This window comes from Tunturibacter gelidoferens (assembly GCF_040358255.1).
Lineage (GTDB): Bacteria > Acidobacteriota > Terriglobia > Terriglobales > Acidobacteriaceae > Edaphobacter > Edaphobacter gelidiferens.
The window spans coordinates 1727881-1747567 of sequence record NZ_CP132938.1 but is presented as its reverse complement, the minus strand read 5'-3'; the positions used below and the strand labels follow the sequence as shown (position 1 = coordinate 1747567).

The 19687-nt window shown below is 56.7% G+C and carries 12 protein-coding genes; 8 read left to right on the top strand and 4 right to left on the bottom strand.

Going from position 1 to position 19687, the window contains the following annotated elements:
• Positions 1 to 206 precede the first annotated feature (206 nt).
• The 3 genes from RBB81_RS07935 to RBB81_RS07925 all read right to left on the bottom strand — a co-directional run bounded on the left by RBB81_RS07935 (position 207) and on the right by RBB81_RS07925 (position 7370).
• Positions 207 to 3659 (bottom strand): carboxypeptidase-like regulatory domain-containing protein, encoded by a 3453-nt coding sequence (locus RBB81_RS07935; protein ID WP_353073301.1) that lies wholly within the window; start codon positions 3657 to 3659, stop codon positions 207 to 209.
• A gap of 647 nt (positions 3660 to 4306) precedes the next feature.
• Entirely contained in the window at positions 4307 to 4954 is a 648-nt protein-coding gene (locus RBB81_RS07930; protein WP_179581438.1) for a GntR family transcriptional regulator, read from the bottom strand.
• 157 nt (positions 4955 to 5111) lie between these two features.
• Positions 5112 to 7370 (bottom strand): penicillin acylase family protein, encoded by a 2259-nt coding sequence (locus RBB81_RS07925; RefSeq protein ID WP_353073300.1) that lies wholly within the window; start codon positions 7368 to 7370, stop codon positions 5112 to 5114.
• Positions 7371 to 7609: 239 nt separating this feature from the next.
• Between RBB81_RS07925 and RBB81_RS07920 the strand changes: the two genes are divergently transcribed.
• From RBB81_RS07920 to RBB81_RS07895, 6 genes are all read left to right on the top strand, one after another.
• Complete coding sequence (locus RBB81_RS07920; RefSeq protein WP_179581437.1) at positions 7610 to 8872, top strand: Zn-dependent hydrolase; 1263 nt, start codon at positions 7610 to 7612, stop codon at positions 8870 to 8872.
• A gap of 282 nt (positions 8873 to 9154) precedes the next feature.
• A complete protein-coding gene (locus RBB81_RS07915; protein WP_353073299.1) occupies positions 9155 to 10513 on the top strand; it encodes an NAD(P)-dependent oxidoreductase in 1359 nt (452 codons plus the stop codon).
• Complete coding sequence (gene preA / locus RBB81_RS07910; protein WP_353073298.1) at positions 10500 to 11924, top strand: NAD-dependent dihydropyrimidine dehydrogenase subunit PreA; 1425 nt, start codon at positions 10500 to 10502, stop codon at positions 11922 to 11924. Before RBB81_RS07915 ends, preA begins: the two co-directional genes overlap by 14 nt.
• Positions 11925 to 11996: 72 nt before the next feature.
• Complete coding sequence (gene hydA, locus RBB81_RS07905) at positions 11997 to 13400, top strand: dihydropyrimidinase (protein ID WP_183789984.1); 1404 nt, start codon at positions 11997 to 11999, stop codon at positions 13398 to 13400.
• A complete protein-coding gene (locus tag RBB81_RS07900; protein ID WP_353073297.1) occupies positions 13391 to 14851 on the top strand; it encodes an NCS1 family nucleobase:cation symporter-1 in 1461 nt (486 codons plus the stop codon). The genes hydA and RBB81_RS07900 overlap by 10 nt, the downstream gene beginning before the upstream one ends.
• 32 nt (positions 14852 to 14883) lie before the next feature.
• Positions 14884 to 16269 carry an aspartate aminotransferase family protein gene (locus RBB81_RS07895; protein ID WP_353073296.1) on the top strand — a complete coding sequence of 462 codons (1386 nt, stop codon included), beginning with the start codon at positions 14884 to 14886 and terminating at the stop codon, positions 16267 to 16269.
• A 122-nt stretch (positions 16270 to 16391) separates the two neighbouring features.
• On the opposite strand, the gene RBB81_RS07890 is transcribed toward RBB81_RS07895, so the two are convergent.
• Positions 16392 to 17933: a CoA-acylating methylmalonate-semialdehyde dehydrogenase gene (locus tag RBB81_RS07890; RefSeq protein ID WP_353073295.1), complete on the bottom strand. Its 1542-nt coding sequence runs from the start codon at positions 17931 to 17933 to the stop codon at positions 16392 to 16394.
• Positions 17934 to 18339: 406 nt separating this feature from the next.
• Here RBB81_RS07890 and RBB81_RS07885 point away from each other — a divergent pair, with 406 nt between their 5' ends.
• Both RBB81_RS07885 and RBB81_RS07880 read left to right on the top strand, forming a co-directional pair.
• Positions 18340 to 18918 carry an RNA polymerase sigma factor gene (locus RBB81_RS07885; RefSeq protein WP_179581431.1) on the top strand — a complete coding sequence of 193 codons (579 nt, stop codon included), beginning with the start codon at positions 18340 to 18342 and terminating at the stop codon, positions 18916 to 18918.
• A 59-nt stretch (positions 18919 to 18977) separates the two neighbouring features.
• On the top strand, positions 18978 to 19667 hold the full coding sequence (locus RBB81_RS07880; RefSeq protein WP_353073294.1) for an anti-sigma factor family protein: 690 nt from the start codon (positions 18978 to 18980) through the stop codon (positions 19665 to 19667).
• The last annotated feature ends 20 nt before the right edge of the window (positions 19668 to 19687 follow it).

Below are 19687 nucleotides of genomic sequence, written 5' to 3'. Positions count from 1 at the left end.
TGAGGATCATTCGATAAACGCGGGGCTTGACGGGCTCTTTGCGGGGCGCAACCTCGGGCGCAACCTCGGGCACACGTCGAATTTCGAGGGCGAGTGGTCGGACGTTTCGGAGCTTTGCGGGACTCTCGCTGGTTACTCCTTAAAAAAGGAGGGGAGAGCGCAAAGTACCGATGCGCTCTCCCCAAGGGAAGAATTTGAAATGAGGGTTAGAACATGTACTTCAAGGCGAATTGAAGGTTTCGCTCGCCCTGGGCGTTGTTGACCAGACCAAAGGTGGTGCCGATGCTGGAATTCGGCGCGACCAGGATGGGATGGTTGAGTGCGTTGATGGCTTCGGCGCGGAATTGCAGGCTCTGACTCTCGAGGATGTGGAAGGTTTTCGAGACACTGAAGTCGATCGCCTGGAGGCCTGGGCCGGTGAAGCTGCCGACCTGACAGTCGCCGAAGCCGCTGGTGGGTTGAGAGACGGAGGAGGAGTCGAACCAGACGTATCCGGGGCTGCCGGGGATGGTGGACTTCTTCTTCGGGGTTTCGATCGGCTGGCCGGTGCAATTGGCGCGGGGGAAGCCGGAGGTCGTGCCGGAGTTGTCGGAGGCCTGTGCGGTGATGGGGAAGCCGGTGTGGAACTGGAGGATGGAGTTTACCTGCCAGCCGCCTGCGACGAGATCTGCTGCGCGGTTGATGTTTGAGCCGAAGGTGCGGCCGCGGCCGAAGGGAAGGTCATAGGTGACGAAACCGTTGAAGGAGTTGGCTACGTTCTGGTCGCATCGACCGTAGTCGGCTGCGGGATTGTAGGTGTTCTGGAAGAAGAAGTGGTTGTTGCCGGCCTGGGTGAGTTGCGCGTTGGTGTCGCCGTATTGCGCGTAGAAGCCTGAAGAGTTTCCGAGGCACTTGGAGAAGGTGTAGTTGCCTTGGAGTTCGAGGCCGTGGTTGAGGCGCTGCTGGAAGCTGGCTTGGAGGGCGTTGTAGTTGGAGTAACCGGTGGAGGCGGTGAGACGCGCCTGGCCGATCAGTCCCTGCAGGGTGGGGTTGAGGTAGGGGCTGGGTGCGATGGTGCCGTCGGCCTCAAGAACCTTCTGGTTGATGAGGGCGATGGTCATGAGGTGGTCGGTCTTCTGGCCAACGTAGCCGATGGAGAAGGTGGAGGAGTTGCCGATCTGACGCTGGACGGTGAGGTTGTATTGCTGCGAGACGGCGGGGCGGATTTCGTTGGGATTGAAGGCGTGGATGCCAGAGCCTGAGAAGCAGAGCGGCGACTGCGCGAGGGCAGCGGCTTCGGTGCATCCGGATGCTGGGAAGCTGGAGAAGCCTTCGTCGAGGGTAGTGGTGGGGAGGGCCTGGGTGCCACCCGCGTAGGTGACGTTGAGGGGGATGGCAAAGGGCGGGTTCTGGATAAGGAGGTTGCCGGTGCCGGTGCTCTCGGTGAAGTTCGAGATACCGTAGGCGCCGCGAACGACCATGGATTTATCTCCGCCTGGCTGCCAGGAGAAGCCTACGCGCGGCTGGAAGTTGGTGGGGCCGTTGTATTGGTTGTAGAGGGCTTTGGAGTTGCCGTTCAGTCCTGCAATCTGGACTTCTCCGGTGAAGAGGCCGTAGTTGGTTGCCTGATTGTGGGCTTCAGCGCGCGGGGTAACGACTTCATAGCGGAGGCCGAGGTTCAAGGTCAGGTTCGGGAGCGCGTGCCAATCATCTTGAACGAATCCGGAATAAAGACTGTTGCGCAGACTGCGACCACCGCCCGAGCCGAGTCCAACGTTTTGGGGCAGGCCGAGGAGAAAGTCGGCTTCTGCCCAGCCGGTTGGGGTCGAGGAGGCTCCGCCTGGGCCAGAGGGTGGGATGACGACTGAGGGATTGCTGGTGAACGAGCCGTTGTAGATGAACTCACCGGCCAGACCTGAGTTGCCAACGTAGAGAACATTGGTGCGGTAGTTGTAGAACTCGAATCCGACGTTGACGGTGTGCTTGCCGCGAATGATGGTGACGGTGTCTTCCGCCTGAACGACGGTGTCATGGAACTGCGAGACGAGATTGTTGTTGCCGAACATCGGGCCGTAGCTGGCACCTGAGAACATCTGCAGGGGCAGGAAGGTTTGATTCGGTGCGGCTCCTGCGATGCCGAAGGTGGAGGGAAGGTTCTGTCCGGTGGGATTGGTGTAGCCTTCGGTCACTGGAAAGTAGCTGGTCCCGATACGGGCATTGTTGAGGAGGGACGGGTTGAAGGTGTGGGTGTAGTCGATGACACCGTTATAGAGTGGGAACTCGTTGTCGGAGTCGCCGGTGAGCAGCTGGCTGTTGGTGGTTGGGTTGGTAATGTGCTGCTGCGAGTAGCGGGCGTAGACATGATCCTTCTGGCTAGCAATCCAGTCGATTTTAAGATCGCCTTGATCGCTGTTTGTGAAGGAGTGCGTCACGTTGACCTGGTTGCCTGTGGTCAGATCGTTGATGGGTGCGGGATAGAGATTCGAGTTGAGAATCTTCGAAGCGGCGGAGCTGAACGGAATGTTGATCTTGTTGTAGAGGAATGGGGTACGGCCGCCGGGCGTTGGCGATGAATACGGATTGTAGAGTTGCTGGGTGAGGTTGTTGCAGATGCCTGATGCGTTGAAGCCCGCGGAACAGATGCTGGCGAAGTTACCCTGACGTTCTGCAGCGGTGAATACGGTGTACGGCACGGAGGTCGCCGGCTGGTCAAAACGCGAGCCCTGGTAATCCACGAAGAAGAAGAGCTTGTCTTTGATGATGGGACCGCCCACCGATCCGCCAAACTCGTTCCAGCGGAGGATCGGCTTCAGGCCAGTTCCGTCGGGGTTGTTGGTGCCCGGAATATACGGCTGTCCTTTGGTGAGGCCGTTTTTCCAGGTGTTGGCGTTGAGGGCGTCGTTGCGGATGAACTCGAAGACGTCGCCGTGGAACTGGTTGGTTCCGGACTTAAGGGTGACGTTGATGATTCCGCCGAGGTAGTTGCCGTAGGACGAGGGCGCGTTCTGCGAGATGAGATTGAACTCCTGGATGGCGTCGACACTGGGCGAAAAGGCTACATCGTTGTTGTCGATCTGGTTGTTGTCCATGCCGTCGAGGATGTAGTTGTTGGTCTGCTCGCGGTTGCCGTTGATGTAGGGACGGCCGACCTGGAAGCTGGCCTGAGAGCCTGTGAAGGAGCCAGGATTGAGGCTGACGGCGCCGGGAGAAAGGAGGGTGAGCTGGTTGTAGTTGCGAGTTGCGAGCGGCAGAGTGACGTTGGCACGCGCATCGAGAACAGTTCCAAGGTAGCTGTCATCGGTCTGCAGCAGAGGCGGCGCACCGGAGACTTCGACGGTCTGCGAGGCCTGACCGACGGTCAATGCGACGTCAATGCGAGCTGTCTGGGCTATGTCGAGAGAGATGGCCTGGTGCTCTGAGGAGGAGAAGCCGGGAGCTGCCACCTTGAGCACGTACTGCCCAACAGGCAGAGGAGACAGGTAGTAGACACCGGCGGCGTTGGTTTTGGTTGGATAGACAGTGCCACGAGAGCTTTCACGAGCGGTGACGGTAGCGCCGGCAATAACGGCGCCTGAGGCGTCGGTTACGGTTCCGGTGATCTTAGCGCTGATGTCCTGCCCGTGCGCGAAGGAACAAACCAGAAACGTGAAGAAACTAAATAATGCGATGCGTGCTCTCATTGGTGGCCTCCAATTCCATTTCTTTCTCAAAGAGTGTTGCGAACTTCGTGGAACGTTCTTGTTCGAGCGACTTTGACTGTCGCTTAGATTTCTGTCTGGTGTTTGCGCCTTAGGGTTGAGTCACTGCAGTGTGTGGCTTCTTGCAGCGAATTCAGATCCTTCGCGTCTTGTGTTGTAAACATCCTCGGATGAAACTGTGTCCTAAAAACCTTCCGAAATACCCAGAAAACAGAACTTTCGGGGTCGCTTCTGAGACCGAAAAATCATCAGTTCTTTTGAAGGCCAAATAGTATAGACAACTGTACTGACATGCAAGGAGAAAATTCAGCGCATGTGTCGCCGGTGTCTCCTCAAACGCCGATGGGCAGCGGAGATTCGCGCAGCGCGGTTTTCGAATCAGTGACTTAGTGAAGAAGGGGAGATCGAAGAAGCTGGTGTTTAAATCACGGTTTCAGGAAAAGAATTGGGAACGAGCGGACAGAAACAGGGGGGCTTGTCGTCGCTGTGAACGTTTGAGTTGTTGGATTTTTAGAACAACGTCGAAGTTCCGGGAGGCTCATCGCTTGTCTCAGGATCGTTTCGCCTGAGAGCTGGTCGCAGATCGCGTGCGCTGAAGAGGAGTTTCTGTGACGCTGTGCAGTGGAAGCTCAGTCCGGCGTCTTGAAGGTAGCGAGCAAGCGCTCGCGAACGAAGACGATATGGTCCCGCATGGCAAGTCGCGCCTCGCGTTTGGAGTCTTTTTTCAGGGCCTGGTAGATCTTCGTATGAGCTACGGGCGCGGTGGTGGCTGAGAGTTCATATGATTTGGAACGGCAGAGAAGAGCTTTTTGTTGCACGTTTTCGAGGACGTGGCAGAGCTCCTGGTTACCGGTGGCTGCGGTGATCAGGCCGTGAAACCGCATGTCTTCTTCGATATGTTCGAGCTTGTTGCCGTTCTTGAGAAACTTTTTGGTGCGGTTGATGCTGTTTGACAGATCGCTAAGCAACTTCGGAGTGATGGTCGCTGCATCGATCGCATGGACCTCGAGAACCTCGCGGAGCTCGTAAAGATCCCGGATCTCTTTTGCTGAGAACTGGCGGACGTAGGCCCCGCGGCGGGCTTCAATGCGAACAAGCCCCTCTGCTTCCAATCGATTGAGCGCTTCGCGGACCGGGGACTTGCTGATTCCGAGTTGAGTGGCAAGGGACTCTTCGGTGAGCCTGGACAGTTCGCCTAAAGTCCCATTCAGCACGCTCTGCTTAATGCTCCGGTAGGTGAGCTCTGTAAGGTTTGGGATTTTAGCCAGCTTAATCATGATGGTGGTCTGGAGGATTCTACACGACCGAAGGTTGGAGCTCGTATGAGTGGCGTGAAATCGAGACTTCTTTCATTTTTGGGAGATTTCCTGACTTACTTTCCTGCCGATCGACATTGATTGAGCAGGACTAAGACCGGAGTCAGAGATTCGAGTATTAATTTCCGGGATTGTACTGGCGCTCGATGTGTCCTTCTAGATCTGAAGGATAAAAGTAAACATCGCGGAGGTCGCCAGTGGCGTAGCGCTTTGCCTGGTCGTTGAAGTGACGGGAGGCGGGGTCGCCGCTCTCTCCGCCGGCGGTGACAGCCTTTGCGCGGACCTTGTCTCCGAACTCGACTACGGCTACGAAGCTGTTGCCAACGGTTCCGTACCATTTTTTTGTTCCTGGGTAGGGCCGGGCTCCGAAGGAGGCGAGGGAACCCCAGAGCGAGGAGGTGAATCCGACGGGGATGCTCGGTTGGGCGTCGTTGAAGGGCTGGACAAGATCGCCGGTGATGCGCTGGAACCGATTGATGTCGCCCCACGGAGTCTTCCAGGTTCCGAAGTCGGAGGTGAGTCTGTCGGAGGCGCTGGCGAGGGACTGGAGCAGTTGGCCGCTGGGGACCTGAGTGGCGATGTACTCTTCGACGGGGATGCCTGCTTTTTTGGCGTCGGCGATGGTGAGGCGACGAATGTCTTCGCCCCAGAAGACGGCGAGAGAGGTGGGCATGGAGTCGACGGCCCAGCGTTGGTCCCATGTGCGCAGGGCAGCGATCTGTTCGGTCAGCCGGGCGCGGAGGAGACTGGAGAGTGGTGCTTCGTTCCAGGCTTTGAGCAGAGCTGGGATGGTTTTGTCGAACCAGGGAAGGTAGCTGTCGTAGGCGGCAGCGATGAGGGTGTCGAGGGTGAAGTCTTTTTTATTCTGCAGGACTCGGATGGCGTGGAGGCCGCGTGCGGTTTCGGTTCCGGTTTCGACGTAGGGGGGAAAGTCCTGCTTGCGAAGGCTGCTGATGCCGGCTCCGGACCAGGGCCAGTTGTTGCTGTTGTAGAGCCAACCGCTGGCTGGGTTGAGGAGTTGGGGGAGTTCGTCGATGGTGAGCAGACCTTTCCAGTCTGTGGCGGGATTGCTGCCGTCGACGGGCTTGGTGAAGTCGAAGGTGGTGTCGCGGCGCGGGATGAAGTTGCCGTGAAAGTAGGCGATGTCGCCGTCGGCGTCGGCGAAGATGGTGTTGTTGGAGGAGTTGGCTTTGAGTTCGAGGGTCTGGCGGAAGGATTTGTAGTCGGTGGCTTTGGTGCGGAGGTAGGACTGGGTGAGCGCTTTAATGGGCTCGTGCATGAGACGGATGCTGATCCACCTGGCATTGCCTTCGCGGCTGGATTCTTCGTGGCTGGGTTCTTGGCGGCTGGGTTCTTGGCGGATGATGGGGCCGTGATGAGTGCGGTAGATGATGAACTTCTTTTCGGCCATTCCGTGGTCGGTTTTGTAGGGGACGGTTATTTGCTCGGCGGTGACGGGGCGCTGCTGATTGCCGTACTTGTAGGTGAAGTGGTCGCCCTTCTTCTCGACGGTTTCGAGATACTCGTCTACTGCGTCGACTCCGCTGGAGGTGTGCATCCAGCCGGCTCGCTCGTTGAAGCCCTGGTAGATGAAGAACTGACCCCAGGTGACGGCTCCGTAGGCGTTGAGGTTTCCGTCGCTGGCCATTTGAAGTTCGGAGCGGAAGAAAAAGGAGGTGTGAGGGTTGATAAGGAGGAGGGCGTGATGATCGGCGGTGTTCGAGGGCGCGATGGCCATTCCGTTGGAGCCGGTGGGCTCGGGAGGATCGCTGTCGTGGACGTAGGCTACTTCGTCGCGAGAGGTGATGGGTTTGGAGGCGTGGATTGCGGCGGGATGAGAGTAGAAGGCCTCGAGCTGGGCGAGGTCGATGCGTTCGATGTCGCCGCCGATGCTGCCTTCTGTAAAAGATAGGGCCATCCACGGCTCGAAGTGTTGAATGACTCGCGGTTTTACTTCGGGATGTTTATAGAGGTAGAAGTTGAGGCCGTCGGCGAAGGCGTCCATGAGGGTGCGGAGCCATGCGGGGCTGGCTGCGTATTGTTTCTTCAACGCCACGGGGTCGATGAAGAGCTTCATGCGAAGGTCTTGGTAGATGCGCGATTCGCCTTCAGCTTCGGCGAGACGGCCGAGGGCGTTGATGTAGTTCGTCTCGACGCGGTTGAAGTCGTCTTCGGCCTGGGCGTACTCCATGCCGAAGACGGCATCGGCGTCCGTTTTACCGTGGATGTGCGCGATACCCCAGTCGTCGCGTGTGATGGAGACATTGGCTGCTTCTCGCTTCCAGCGCGCGGAATCGCCGATTTCGGCTGCGTGGAGCGTGGAGGATAAGAGCGTAAGGGAGAGAACGAGGTTCAGACAACGTCGGCAGCAGATCAAACAGCGTGGCCTCCGGTGGGGATGGGTGTGCTCCGTCTGGACGAGACGAATACAGTAGTCGCGGTGCGAGTAGTGTACCTCTCCTGTGCTGATGAGAGATTCGGAGCTGGCAACGCCGCGGAGTGGCGAAATGCAGGTTTTGAGGATGAGATGTCGAACCTACAGTCTCGTGTATCCAATTCATCTCTCTATATATATCGGGTTGGCAGGTATAACGTTAATTATTCAGGAGAAGATGCGTGCCCGTTGATTCACTACGAGTAGTCTCTGATCTTAAAGAACTTCGTGCCCTGACGGCTGACGAGAATGGCGCCCAGCGGGTGGCCTGGACTTCGGTTTGGCTCGATGCGCGTTCGTGGTTCCAGAGCAAGCTGAAGGGACTGCCATTGGAGCATCATTACGATGCCGCTGGAAACTCCTGGACTACGCTTAGCGGAGATTCGGATCGCGCTCTTATTCTTGGGAGTCACCTTGACTCGGTGCCTAACGGCGGATGGCTGGATGGATGTCTTGGGGTCCTGGCTGGCTTAGAGGTGTTGCGCGGCCTAGTGGAAGATTTTGACGGCAAGCCGCCGATCACGATTCGGCTGGTCGATTGGGCTGATGAAGAGGGCGCGCGTTTTGGGCGAAGTCTCTTCGGATCTTCCGCGTTTGCGGGGACCCATACGATTGAGGCTGATCGTAGTCGCACGGATCGCGATGGAGTTCGGCTGGAGGACGCTCTTCGGAGTTGTCAGATCAACGTGGAACAGATTGGAGAAGCGACAAGGGAACGGAGAAACGCCGCCGCTTATCTGGAGTTACATATCGAGCAGGGACCGGTGCTTGAGAGTATGGGGATCCCGCTGGGGGCGGTGCTCGGCACCAAGGGTGTTGAACGACACGCGGTTGCGTTCCACGGACAGGAGGCTCATTCTGGGTCTACTCCGATGAGTGTACGGCGGGATGCACTGGCTGCTGCGGCGAAACTGGCGCTTGAGATTCGCCCGATTGCACGAAAACACCCGGACGCCGTTGCGACGATGGGAAGCGTGAAGACTTTTCCCGGGATTGTGACGGCTGTGGTTGGGCGTTGCGAGACGACGCTTGATATGCGTGATCTCGACGCGGAGGTACTCGCTTCTATGCTGGCTGAGGCTCGCACTGCGAGTGAACGCTTTGCGAAGGAAGAAGGCTGCACAGTCGATTGGTCGAGGATCTGGAGTATTGAGCCGATACCGTTTGATGCGCGACTGATTGAGTTTTGCGAGGAGGCGATCCTTGAGATTGCTGGCACGTTCCACAGGCTGCCCTCCGGGCCGTTGCATGATGCTGCGGAGGTGGCGCGCGCCGGGATTCCGACTGTCATGATGTTTACTCAATCTGTTGCCGGGCTGAGCCACAACAAGGCGGAAGATACGAAGGTCGAAGATTTGATGCTGGCCGTGCGGGCCTTTGACCGGCTTGCCGGGAAGACTATGAAGTGGTTGAGGGATCAGGAGAGAAACGGCCAGGCGTCGTGATTCGAGATTGGAGTTGGTCTCATCTCTGGATCATGCAACGCGCGATGTGAAGTCTTAGATTTCTTTATCTGGCCGTAAGTTTGGTTGAGATAGTGCATAATAGTCACTCCTGACGGAAGAGTATGCAGCCCAAGGAGGATTCATGTTGTCTTCCATGATGCAGTTGCTTTCATTCCATGGAAGTTTCGCCAACTGCAGCAGGCCCATGCATGAGACATCAATGAGGAATGCGTCTATTGAGTGCTGCGGTTTCGATGAGCCTGACGAGGTGATTGGATTCTGATGAGCGAGCGAGTTCCCTTTCCTCTGCAGATCGTAACTGCGCCCAAGGTGGCAGAACGTTTTGGCGATCTGCATCCACCGTTCGACAGGCAGGCGGCGGTGCCTGAGGCGAATCGCTGTCTCTATTGCTTCGATGCGCCGTGTACGATCGCTTGTCCGACGCACATCGATGTGCCGGGCTTCATCAAGAAGATTGCAAGCGGGAATCTTTCTGGCTCCGCGCGCACGATACTGGATGCGAATATTCTGGGTGCCAGTTGCTCTCGCGCTTGTCCGGTAGAGGTGCTTTGCGAAGGGGCTTGTGTGATGCATCGCTACAACAAACAGCCGATTCAGATTGCGCGGCTTCAGCGCTTCGCGATGGATGCGTTGTACGAAAGCGGAGCTCCGCTGCCGTTTGAACCTGGAGCTGAGACTGGGCTGTCGGTCGCGTTGATCGGCGCGGGACCTGCTTCACTTGCTTGCGCTGCCGAGCTGCGAAGGCGTGGAATTCGTGCACGTCTATATGATGCGCGACCGTTGCCCGGTGGCCTGAACACGTATGGGGTTGCGGAGTACAAGCTGCCGCTGGTGGAGAGTCTGCGGGAGATCGAGATGCTTTCGCAGTTGGGAGTGGACTTTCATTTTGAGACGCGGATCGATGCATCCGGACTTGCTGAACTCGAACGAAAGCATGATGCGGTTTTTCTTGGAATTGGACTAGGCGCGATTCATCAGCTTGGAGTCTCTGGGGAGGCGCTTGCCGGAGTGACGAATGCGCTTGACCTGATTGCCGGGTATAAGTCCGGTTCGCTGACGACGGTACCGGAACGCGTGGTGGTGGTGGGGGCCGGAAATACCGCTATTGATGCGGCAATCGCTGCGGTTCGGCTCGGGGCGGCTGATGTGCGTATTGTCTATAGGCGAGGAGCGGAGCAGATGTCGGCGTTCAGGTTCGAATATGAGCATGCAAAGAACGAGGGCGTGAAGTTCCTCTGGCACGTTCAGCCGACGGGCGTTCGCGGCGATAGGGTTGTGGAGGGGATCGAGCTGACGAAACTTGAGTCGACCGAAGACGGTTCGATTGTGCCTCAGATGGGTTCGGAGTTTGTTCTCGAGGTTGACCTTATCGTCTTATCGATTGGACAAGCAACGCATGCGGCTTTTCTCTTTGAGTCTTCGAGTACGTTTGGGAAGATTCAGCTTGAGCGTGGTCGAATTGTGATTGACCGAGCGACAGGACAGACCTCTTACCCGAAGTTTTTTGCCGGCGGAGACTGTACAAACGGCGGACGCGAGGTAGTGGACGCGGTGGCGGACGGAAAGCGTGCCGGGATCGGAATCGCTAAATGGTTGGAGGTGCAATATGTCCAGACCTAAGCCAACACTTGCAAGCACTTTCTGCGGCATTGAGTGCCTCAATCCGTTTTGGCTGGCGTCTGCTCCGCCTACAAACTGCGGTGAGCAAGTGATGCGGGCCTTCGATGCGGGTTGGGGGGGAGCCGTTTGGAAGACGATCGGGGAGCCGATTACCAATGTGAGTTCGCGCTACTCGTCGATCGATTGGGAGGGGCGGCGGATGATGGGCTTCAATAATATCGAGCTCATCTCGGATCGCCCGATCGAGGTGAACCTGCAGGAGATCGCTGAGGTCAAGCGGAGGTATCCGAAGCATGTAGTGATCGCTTCGCTGATGGTTGAGAGCAAGCGTGAGAGCTGGCATGACATTGTCCAACGGGCGGAGGATGCTGGCGCAGACGGGTTAGAACTTAACTTTGGGTGTCCGCATGGGATGAGCGAACGGGGCATGGGATCTGCGGTGGGACAGGTACCGGAGTACTGCGAGCAGATTACTGGATGGGTGAAGGAAAAGGCTCGAACGCCTGTGATTGTTAAGCTGACACCGAACATCTCGGATATTCGTGTGCCTGCGCGAGCTGCAAAGCGCGGAGGGGCCGATGCACTCTCCGCGATCAATACGATTAACTCGATTACAGGCATCGATCTTGATACGTTTCAGCCAAATCCAAATGTAGACGGCAAGAGTTCACACGGCGGCTACTGCGGGCCTGCAGTGAAACCGATTGCGCTCAATATGGTTCAACAGATTCAGGCTGACGCTGCGAGTGTGCTTCCTCTGTCAGGGATTGGCGGGATTGGAAGTTGGCGAGATGCGACAGAGTTTATTTTGTTGGGCTGCAACACTGTGCAGGTATGCACTGCCGCGATGCACTACGGCTACAGAATCGTCGAAGATATGCAGGACGGACTGTTGAATTGGATGGGGGAAAAGGGATTCGCTACGATCGAAGACTTTCGCGGGTTATCACTTCCGAATGTTCTCGAGTGGAAACAGCTTAATCTGAACTATCAGATCGTTGCGCGTATTCATAAGGATTTATGCATCGGATGCCAGCTTTGCTATACGGCCTGTTGGGACGGCGCACATCAGTGCATCCATCTTGATCGCACCGCCGCTGCGCCCGATACGACACGAACGCCGGGGATCGTCGAGGCTGAATCTGCGCGGCGAATTTCGACTACGCCGATTCCGAAACTTGACGCGGAAACTTCGGGCAGGACTAACGCGATTACCCCGCTTGAGCGCATTCCTCGCGTAGACGAAGACCATTGTGTGGGCTGCAATCTTTGTTCGCTGGTTTGCCCTGTTGAGAACTGCATCACGATGGAGCGCATTGACAAAGACCTTCCATTCGAGAGTTGGGAGGAGCGTGTTGCCAAAGGCTTGGTCCCAACGGGCGCTAGTGAAGTGATGAGTACGAATACATGATTCGATGTGTTTTGGGGATGGAGCATCATCTTGTGTCGTGAACTGTAGCGCTCAAACAGTCGGGAGCAACGTATGGGAACTCTGATTCAGAACGGCATCGTTGTCACAGCCGATCGCTCCGAAAAGGCAGACGTGTTGATTGATGGCAGCACGGTATCGGAGGTGCGGGCTAGCATCGATCCTGCGGGGCATACGGTTGTGGACGCTGCTGGGCTCTTTGTCTTGCCGGGCGGTATCGACGCGCATACGCATATGGATATGCCGTTTGGGGGGACGGTCTCTGCAGACGACTTCCTGACCGGCACGCGTGCAGCGGCGATCGGCGGGACAACTACTATCGTCGATTTTGCGATTCAGGCGAAGGGAACGCGGATGCGGGATGCGCTGGATATCTGGATGGCGAAGGCCGACGGCAAGGCTTGCATTGACTATGGGTTGCATATGATCGTGACCGATCTTGGCTCCGACAATGGCAAGCAGGGACTGCACGATATGGACGACATGGTTCGGGAAGGTGTCGCCAGCTTCAAGCTTTTTATGGCTTATCCGAATGTGCTGATGGTAGATGACGGCACGATCTTCAAAGCGCTGCAGCAGACTGCGAAGAATGGTGCGCTGGTGTGTATGCACGCCGAGAATGGCAGTGCGATCGATGTGATTGTGCAGCAGGCGCTTGCGGAGGGGAAGACTGCTCCTGTTTATCATGCGCTTACAAGGCCGACAAAGGCCGAGGCTGAGGCGGTGAACCGCTCGATCGCCCTGGCCGAGATGGCTGGAGTGCCCGTGTACATCGTTCATCTCTCGAGCGAAGACGCGCTGAACCAGGTTCGCGAGGCGCGTGACCGTGGCGTTCCGGCGTTCGCAGAGACGTGTCCACAGTATCTCTTGTTGTCGATCGAAGACCAGATGCCCGGAAAGAGTTTCGAGGAGGCGAAGTATGTCTTCACTCCTCCGCTGCGCGAGAAGAAGAACCAGCCGAAGCTTTGGGATGGGCTGGCTACGGATAATTTGCAGGTGGTTTCGACCGATCACTGCCCGTTCTGCTTTGCGGATCAGAAGCAGCTAGGGAGGGACGACTTCAGCAAGATTCCCAACGGCGGTCCCGGCGTGGAGAATCGAATGCAGTTGCTGTATCACTTCGGCGTGAATGCGGGAAAGATTTCGCTGCAGCGCTTCGTCGAGATTACGTCCACCGCGCCAGCGCGCATCTTCGGGATGTATCCGAAGAAGGGGACGATTGCTGCAGGCTCCGATGCAGATATCGTTCTGTGGGATCCCGAGGTGGAACACGTTATCTCCGCAACAACCCACAACATGCGGTGTGATTTTTCTCTGTTTGAAGGATGGAAGGTGAAGGGCAATGCACGGCGGGTTTACTCGCGCGGTGAGCTTGTTGCAGATGGAGGAGGGTATGTTGCTGCGGTTGGCCGCGGTCAGTATCTACGGCGAGAGGCAAGGGGAGGGGCATGGCAGTGAGTTCGATTTCGACGCGAGCTCTCGATCAATCCGCGGCGGATCTCGCAGTGAAACATGACTCGCGCCTCTATAACGCGGATCTGGCACCTACTGTCGCTGCGCAGCGAACGTGGGGGACTTATAACTACATCGCGTTGTGGTTCTCCATGTCGATGGAGGTGACGACGTATATGCTTGCGTCTTCGCTGATCGCGGGCGGCATGAACTGGAAGCAGGCGATTTTGACGATCCTTCTGGGGAATCTGATCGTACTGGTGCCGATGCTGCTGAACGCGCACGCGGGGGCGAAGTACGGTATTCCCTTCCCCGTGTTTGTCCGTGCGAGCTTTGGGACACGGGGAGCTAATCTTCCGGCGATGCTGCGGGCCGTTGTGGCCTGCGGATGGTTCGGGATCCAGTCGTGGCTTGGAGGGCAGGCTATTGCAGCGATGATCGGTGTGCTGTGGCCTCAGACCGCAGATATGCCCTTCGTGTTGTGGGCGAGCTTTCTTGGATTCTGGCTCCTGAATATGTATGTCGTTTGGCGAGGCGTCGAGTCGATCCGATTTTTGCAGAGTTTCTCTGCTCCCTTCATGCTCGTTATGTCGCTGACGCTTCTCTTCTGGATGCTGCATAAGGCGGGTGGGTTTGGCCCGATGCTTTCGGCACCTAGCCATTTCCATACGACTGGCAGCTTTCTTCGGTTCTTCTTTCCGTCGCTGACGGCGATGGTTGGGTACTGGGCGACGCTGTCGCTGAATATCCCGGACTTTACTCGCTATGCGAGGTCTCAAGATTCGCAGATCGTCGGGCAGGCTTTCGGTTTGCCGGTTGCGATGGTGCTTTACTCGTTCATCGGGATCGCGTGCACTTCGGCGTCTGTAACTATCTTTGGAGAGCCGGTTTGGTCGCCGATCACTTTGCTTGGGCGATTTCATCAACCGTTCGCAGCTTTGCTGGCGCTGGTTGCTCTTTTGATTGCGACACTGAATGTGAACATCGGCGCGAATGTGGTGTCACCGTCAAACGACTTCTCAAACCTTGCTCCTGGACTGATCAGCTTCCGAACTGGGGGATTGATTACCGGCCTGTTAGGGCTCGCGATGATGCCGTGGAAGCTGATGAGCAGCTTCGGCAACTACATCTTTGGGTGGCTCATCGGCTACTCGGGATTGCTGGGACCGGTTGCAGGCATCATGGTCGCGGATTATTTTTTGATTCGTGGGACGCGGCTGGATACGGTGTCTCTGTATCGTCGCGGAGGACCCTACGAGTACACTCGTGGGATCAATCCCAGAGCGATCATTGCGCTGGGCGCCGGTGTAATTGTCGCTCTAATTGGTCGTGCTGTTCCCTCCTTGCGGTTCCTCTACGATTACGCGTGGTTCGTTGGTTTCTTTGTTGCGGCGGTCAGCTACTATCTGCTCATGTTGGGGTATCGAGCGGACCTTCGCACGGGAGTGGCGTCGTGACACACTTAACTTCTCAGGAATAGGATGCAGTCATGAGTCCCATTGATGTCGTCGAGCCTAAGAGCTCCAATAAGTCAGAACCGCTCACCAGCCAGCAGGTTGTCGACCTGACACGACAGCATAACTACGGCACTTGGCGATTCCAAAAAGGTTGGAACCCGATGCACATCGTCGACGCGGAGGGCTGCTATATCGTCGACGGATCGGGCAAGCGGTATCTGGACTTTTCGTCGCAGTTGATGTGCTCAAACCTTGGTCACAAGAATCAAGCTGTTATTGATGCGATTGCGCGGCAGGCACAAGAGCTGAGCTACGCTATGCCGGGCTACGCTACTACGGCACGAGCGGAGTTGTCTCAGCTTCTACTCGAAGTGTTACCCAAGGGCCTCAGTAAGTTTTTCTTTACCACTTCCGGCACAGAGGCTAACGAGGCGGCCTTCAAGATTGCGCGCATGTATACCGGAAAGACGAAGATCATCGCTCGCTACCGCTCTTACCATGGCTCGACTGCTGGCTCAATCGCTGCAACTGGAGACCCACGGCGGTGGGCTATGGAGCCGGGCGGTAAGGGTCCGGGTGTTCTCTTTGCGCCGGAGGTTCACTGTTACAAATGCCCGATCAAACATGCCTATCCGGGATGTGGCATTGCGTGCGCGGACTACATTGAGCATATGATCCGCAATGAATCGGATGTGGCTGCTGTTCTGGTGGAGCCTATCGTTGGAACGAACGGCGTGATCGTTCCTCCGGAAGAGTACATGCCGAAACTTCGCCGGATCTGCGACGAATATGGCGTTCTGCTGATTGCGGATGAGGTGATGACTGGTTGGGGGCGCACGGGCGAGTGGTTTGCGATGAACCACTGGGGAGTCGTTCCGGACATTCTCGTTACGGCCAAAGGGATTACTTCGGCTTATGTGCCGCTGGGACTTTGCGCGACGAATGAGAAGATCGCCGAGTTCTTTCAGGATCATTACTTCGCTCATGGTCATACGTATGAGGCGCATCCGCTTACGCTTGCTCCTGCGGTTGCTACGATTCATGAGATGCAGCGGCTTGGTCTTGTGGAGCGCGCGCGTGAGCTTGCGCCCTATGTTGAAGGCAAGCTCATGGAGTTGAAGGCTAAACATCCAAGTATCGGAGATGTTCGGGGAAAGGGCCTTTTCTGGGCGGTCGACCTGGTGAAGGATCAAATCACTAAGGAGCCTTTCAACACTTATTCCGATAAAGTTTCTGGGAAGCCACTGCTAGTGGATCAGATCGCGGCGAAGATACTGGCGGATGGAGTCACGATCCAGGCATGGGTTTCACACTTTGTGATTGCTCCGCCGCTGATTGTGACTAAAGAACAGATTGATCTTGGCATCTCGGTTCTGGATAGGCATCTGAACTTGGCTGACGCTGCTGTCGGAGCTTGAGTACGTCCTGCCGGACGGGCCCACTCCGCGTGGGGCGGTCACTTCGTGACTTGTGTACCGGCCTTGGCTGGGTAAGTTGCATTGGTCCTCCCGTTGGTCGGGAGGGAGATTGGACCGCAGCCCTAGCCTAGAGTTGGCATGGAAGTGTCGACGCCCTTGCGTATGCCCGTGGGCCAGCGAGACGTGATTGTTTTCAGTCTGGTGTAGAAGCGGATACCCTCCGGGCCATACATCGCGTGATCCCCGAATAGAGAACGCTTCCATCCGCCGAAACTATGGAACGCCATCGGAACAGGGATGGGGACGTTGATGCCGACCATGCCGGCCTGTACTCGGTGCGCGAAGTCTCGTGCTGTGTCGCCATCGCGCGTGAAGATGGAGGTGCCGTTGCCGTATTCATGTTCATTGATCAGCTGCAGCGCTGTTTCGAAGTCGCTGGCTCGTAGGATGCCCAACACTGGACCGAAGATCTCCTCGCGATAGATCTTCATCTCTGGCTTGACGTGATCGAAGAGGCAAGCGCCAAGGAAGAAGCCTTCCCCCTTGGTGAGCGCATTCTTGCGTCCATCAACCACTAATTCTGCCCCCTCGGACTCACCGTGTTGCAGGTAGCTGGTGACTCGTTCGAGATGGGCTTTTGTGACCAGCGGGCCAAGTTCTGCGCCCTCTTTCATACCATCGCCCATCTGCAAGCCTTCGATGCGATGCTCGATTTTGCCGATCAGCTTGTCGGCGGTGGCATTGCCTACTGTCACGGCTACTGAGATTGCCATGCATCGCTCGCCTGCAGATCCGTAGGCTGCGCCGACGAGCGCGTCGGCGGCCTGATCGAGGTCCGCGTCGGGCATGACGATCATATGATTCTTGGCGCCGCCGAGAGCCTGCACGCGTTTGCCGTGTCTGGTTCCTTCGCGGTAGACGTACTCGGCGATCGGCGTGGAGCCTACGAAGCTTATCGCCTGTACGGTTGGATGGGCGAGGAGCGCGTCGACTGCGGTCTTGTCGCCGTGGACGACGTTGAAGACTCCGGCGGGCAGGCCAGCTTCCTTGAGCATCTCAGCGAGGAGCAGCGAAGCGCTGGGGTCGCGCTCGCTTGGCTTGAGAACGAAGGTGTTGCCGCACGCGAGGGCGATGGGGAACATCCACATGGGCACCATCGCCGGGAAGTTGAAGGGTGTAATCCCCGCTACGACGCCGAGAGGTTGCCGCATGGACCAGCTATCAATATCGGAGCCAACCTGTTCGGTAAATTCCCCTTTGAGCAACTGGGGGATGCCAGTCGCAAACTCGACGACTTCGAGCCCGCGAGTGGCCTCGCCTTTCGCATCGGAGAAGACCTTGCCGTGCTCGCTGGTAAGTAGGGTCGCCACCTCGTCGAGACGGCGCTCGAAGATTTCACGAAACCGAAAGAGTACACGGGCTCTGCGGAGGGCCGGCAGTGACGACCATCCTGGAAATGCGGCAGCGGCGGCGGCTACAGCGACATCCACCTCGGCGCTGGTTGCGAGCGCGACCTTGGCCTGGATCTTCCCGGTAGCGGGGTTGTAGATGTCCCCGAACTGTCCGGAAACTCCGACCATGATTTCGCCGTTAACCCAGTGGTGGACCTCTCTCAATTGGCGGTCAGTGGCTTTGGGTGGGGTCAGTGTGGATGTGGCGGACATAGGCGGGCCTCCTCTTGAGAGCACTATCCTACCAGTCGGAGGAAGAGAACTCCGAATCCCGCCTGGTCGATGGGGCGCGCGATCGGCAGGGGCCTACGACGTGGAAGGGATTGTTACAGTTTGAAGTCAACTTTCTTTTTCCGGAACTTGTGAAACGGTCGTGACTTGGCAGGCACTATCTGGGTATCGCGCCTTTACGGGCGGGAGTCTTGTATTTCGATTTGCAGCGCTTCTCTGCCTTGATTCACTCTTGGTGAACACCACCCGCACCTAGTCGAAATGGTCAATTGGAACGGGGCATCAAGATACAAAAAGATCCGAACCCACGATTACCGGAGCGGTTCGTGACAAGTTCGTCCTACGGTGTAAACTTGGGCGCAAGTACAGCCGCCTGGGGGGACAGAGCTTGCAATTTTTTGCGTTCGACGCGGCTTATCTGGAGAGGCTCCGATCCGGAGACGCCCGCACCGAGGAGCACTTTGTAAGCTACTTCGGAGAACTGATCCAGCTTAAGCTGCGTTCGCGATTAAACTCCAGAGAAGCCATCGAAGATGTGAGACAGGAGACCTTTGTGCGGGTGTTGGTGCTGGTGCGCTCGGCACATGGCCTGAGGGAGCCTGACCGTCTGGGTGCGTTTGTCAATTCGGTTTGTAACCATGTGTTGCTGGAGCATTACCGTTCCAAGAACAAGACCGAGTCATTCCTCGACCCCGACACGGAAGCGTCCCTGGTGAATCATGAACCGAGTGCTCTCAGTCTTCTTGAGACGAAGGATGCGCATCGAATCGTTCATCAGATTATGGCGGAGTTGACCGAGCGGGATAGGCGGCTGCTGCAATCGGTGTTGCTGGATGAGCGCGACAAGGATGAGGTTTGCGCCGAGTTTGGCATAAACCGGGAGTATCTGAGGGTGTTGGTACACCGGGCCAAGCAGTCTTTCAAGTCTTTTTATATAAGCCACTTAGGCGACAGCAGAATGAACTAAAGAAGTTCGTGACACGATTTTGCGGCCGGAAACACTATAGAGTTGAGGCATTTTTCCCAATGGACCATTTCGAAGCCACACAGAGCAAAGCGGTAGAGAAGTATTTGCTGGGAGAGATGTCCCCTCTAGAGCGTGATGAGTTCGAAGCACACTTCTTCGACTGTCCGGAGTGCGCTGCCGATCTCCGCGCGACTGCTGCATTCCTTGATACAGCAAAGCATGAACTCAAGTCTTTTCCCCGTTCGAAGCCGGCGTCGGAGGCCCCGAAGAGATCCCGCTCTATTCTGCAGTGGAAGCCGGTATTTGCCTGGACGGCACTGGCGGCGTCGCTGCTGGTAACCGCTTACCAAAATATCGTGGTGTATCCACATTTGACTAACGAGATTGCTCAGTTGAAGGCTCCAGAGATTCTGCCTTCTCTCTCCTTAGTAAACGGAAATAGCCGCGGCGACGGCGCGGCAGCGATCACAGTGTCGAAAGCTAAACCCTTTCTTTTACTTGTCGATGTTCCTACACAAGACCGTTTTATGAGCTACACTTGCTCTCTGTATTCACCTTCCGGCTCGCTTGCCTGGCACGTCCAGGTCTCTGCGCAGGAAGCGAAGGATACTGTTTCGATACGAGTCCCCGGAGTCGAAAAGGTGGCGGGCAGTTACACCTTGGTAGTACGGGGAGATACGGATCGAGCTTCGGTTGGGCCCGCTGTTGAACTAGCTCACTATCGCTTTACTTTGAACGTTCAGGATTAGACTACTGAAACTGAAGGGCT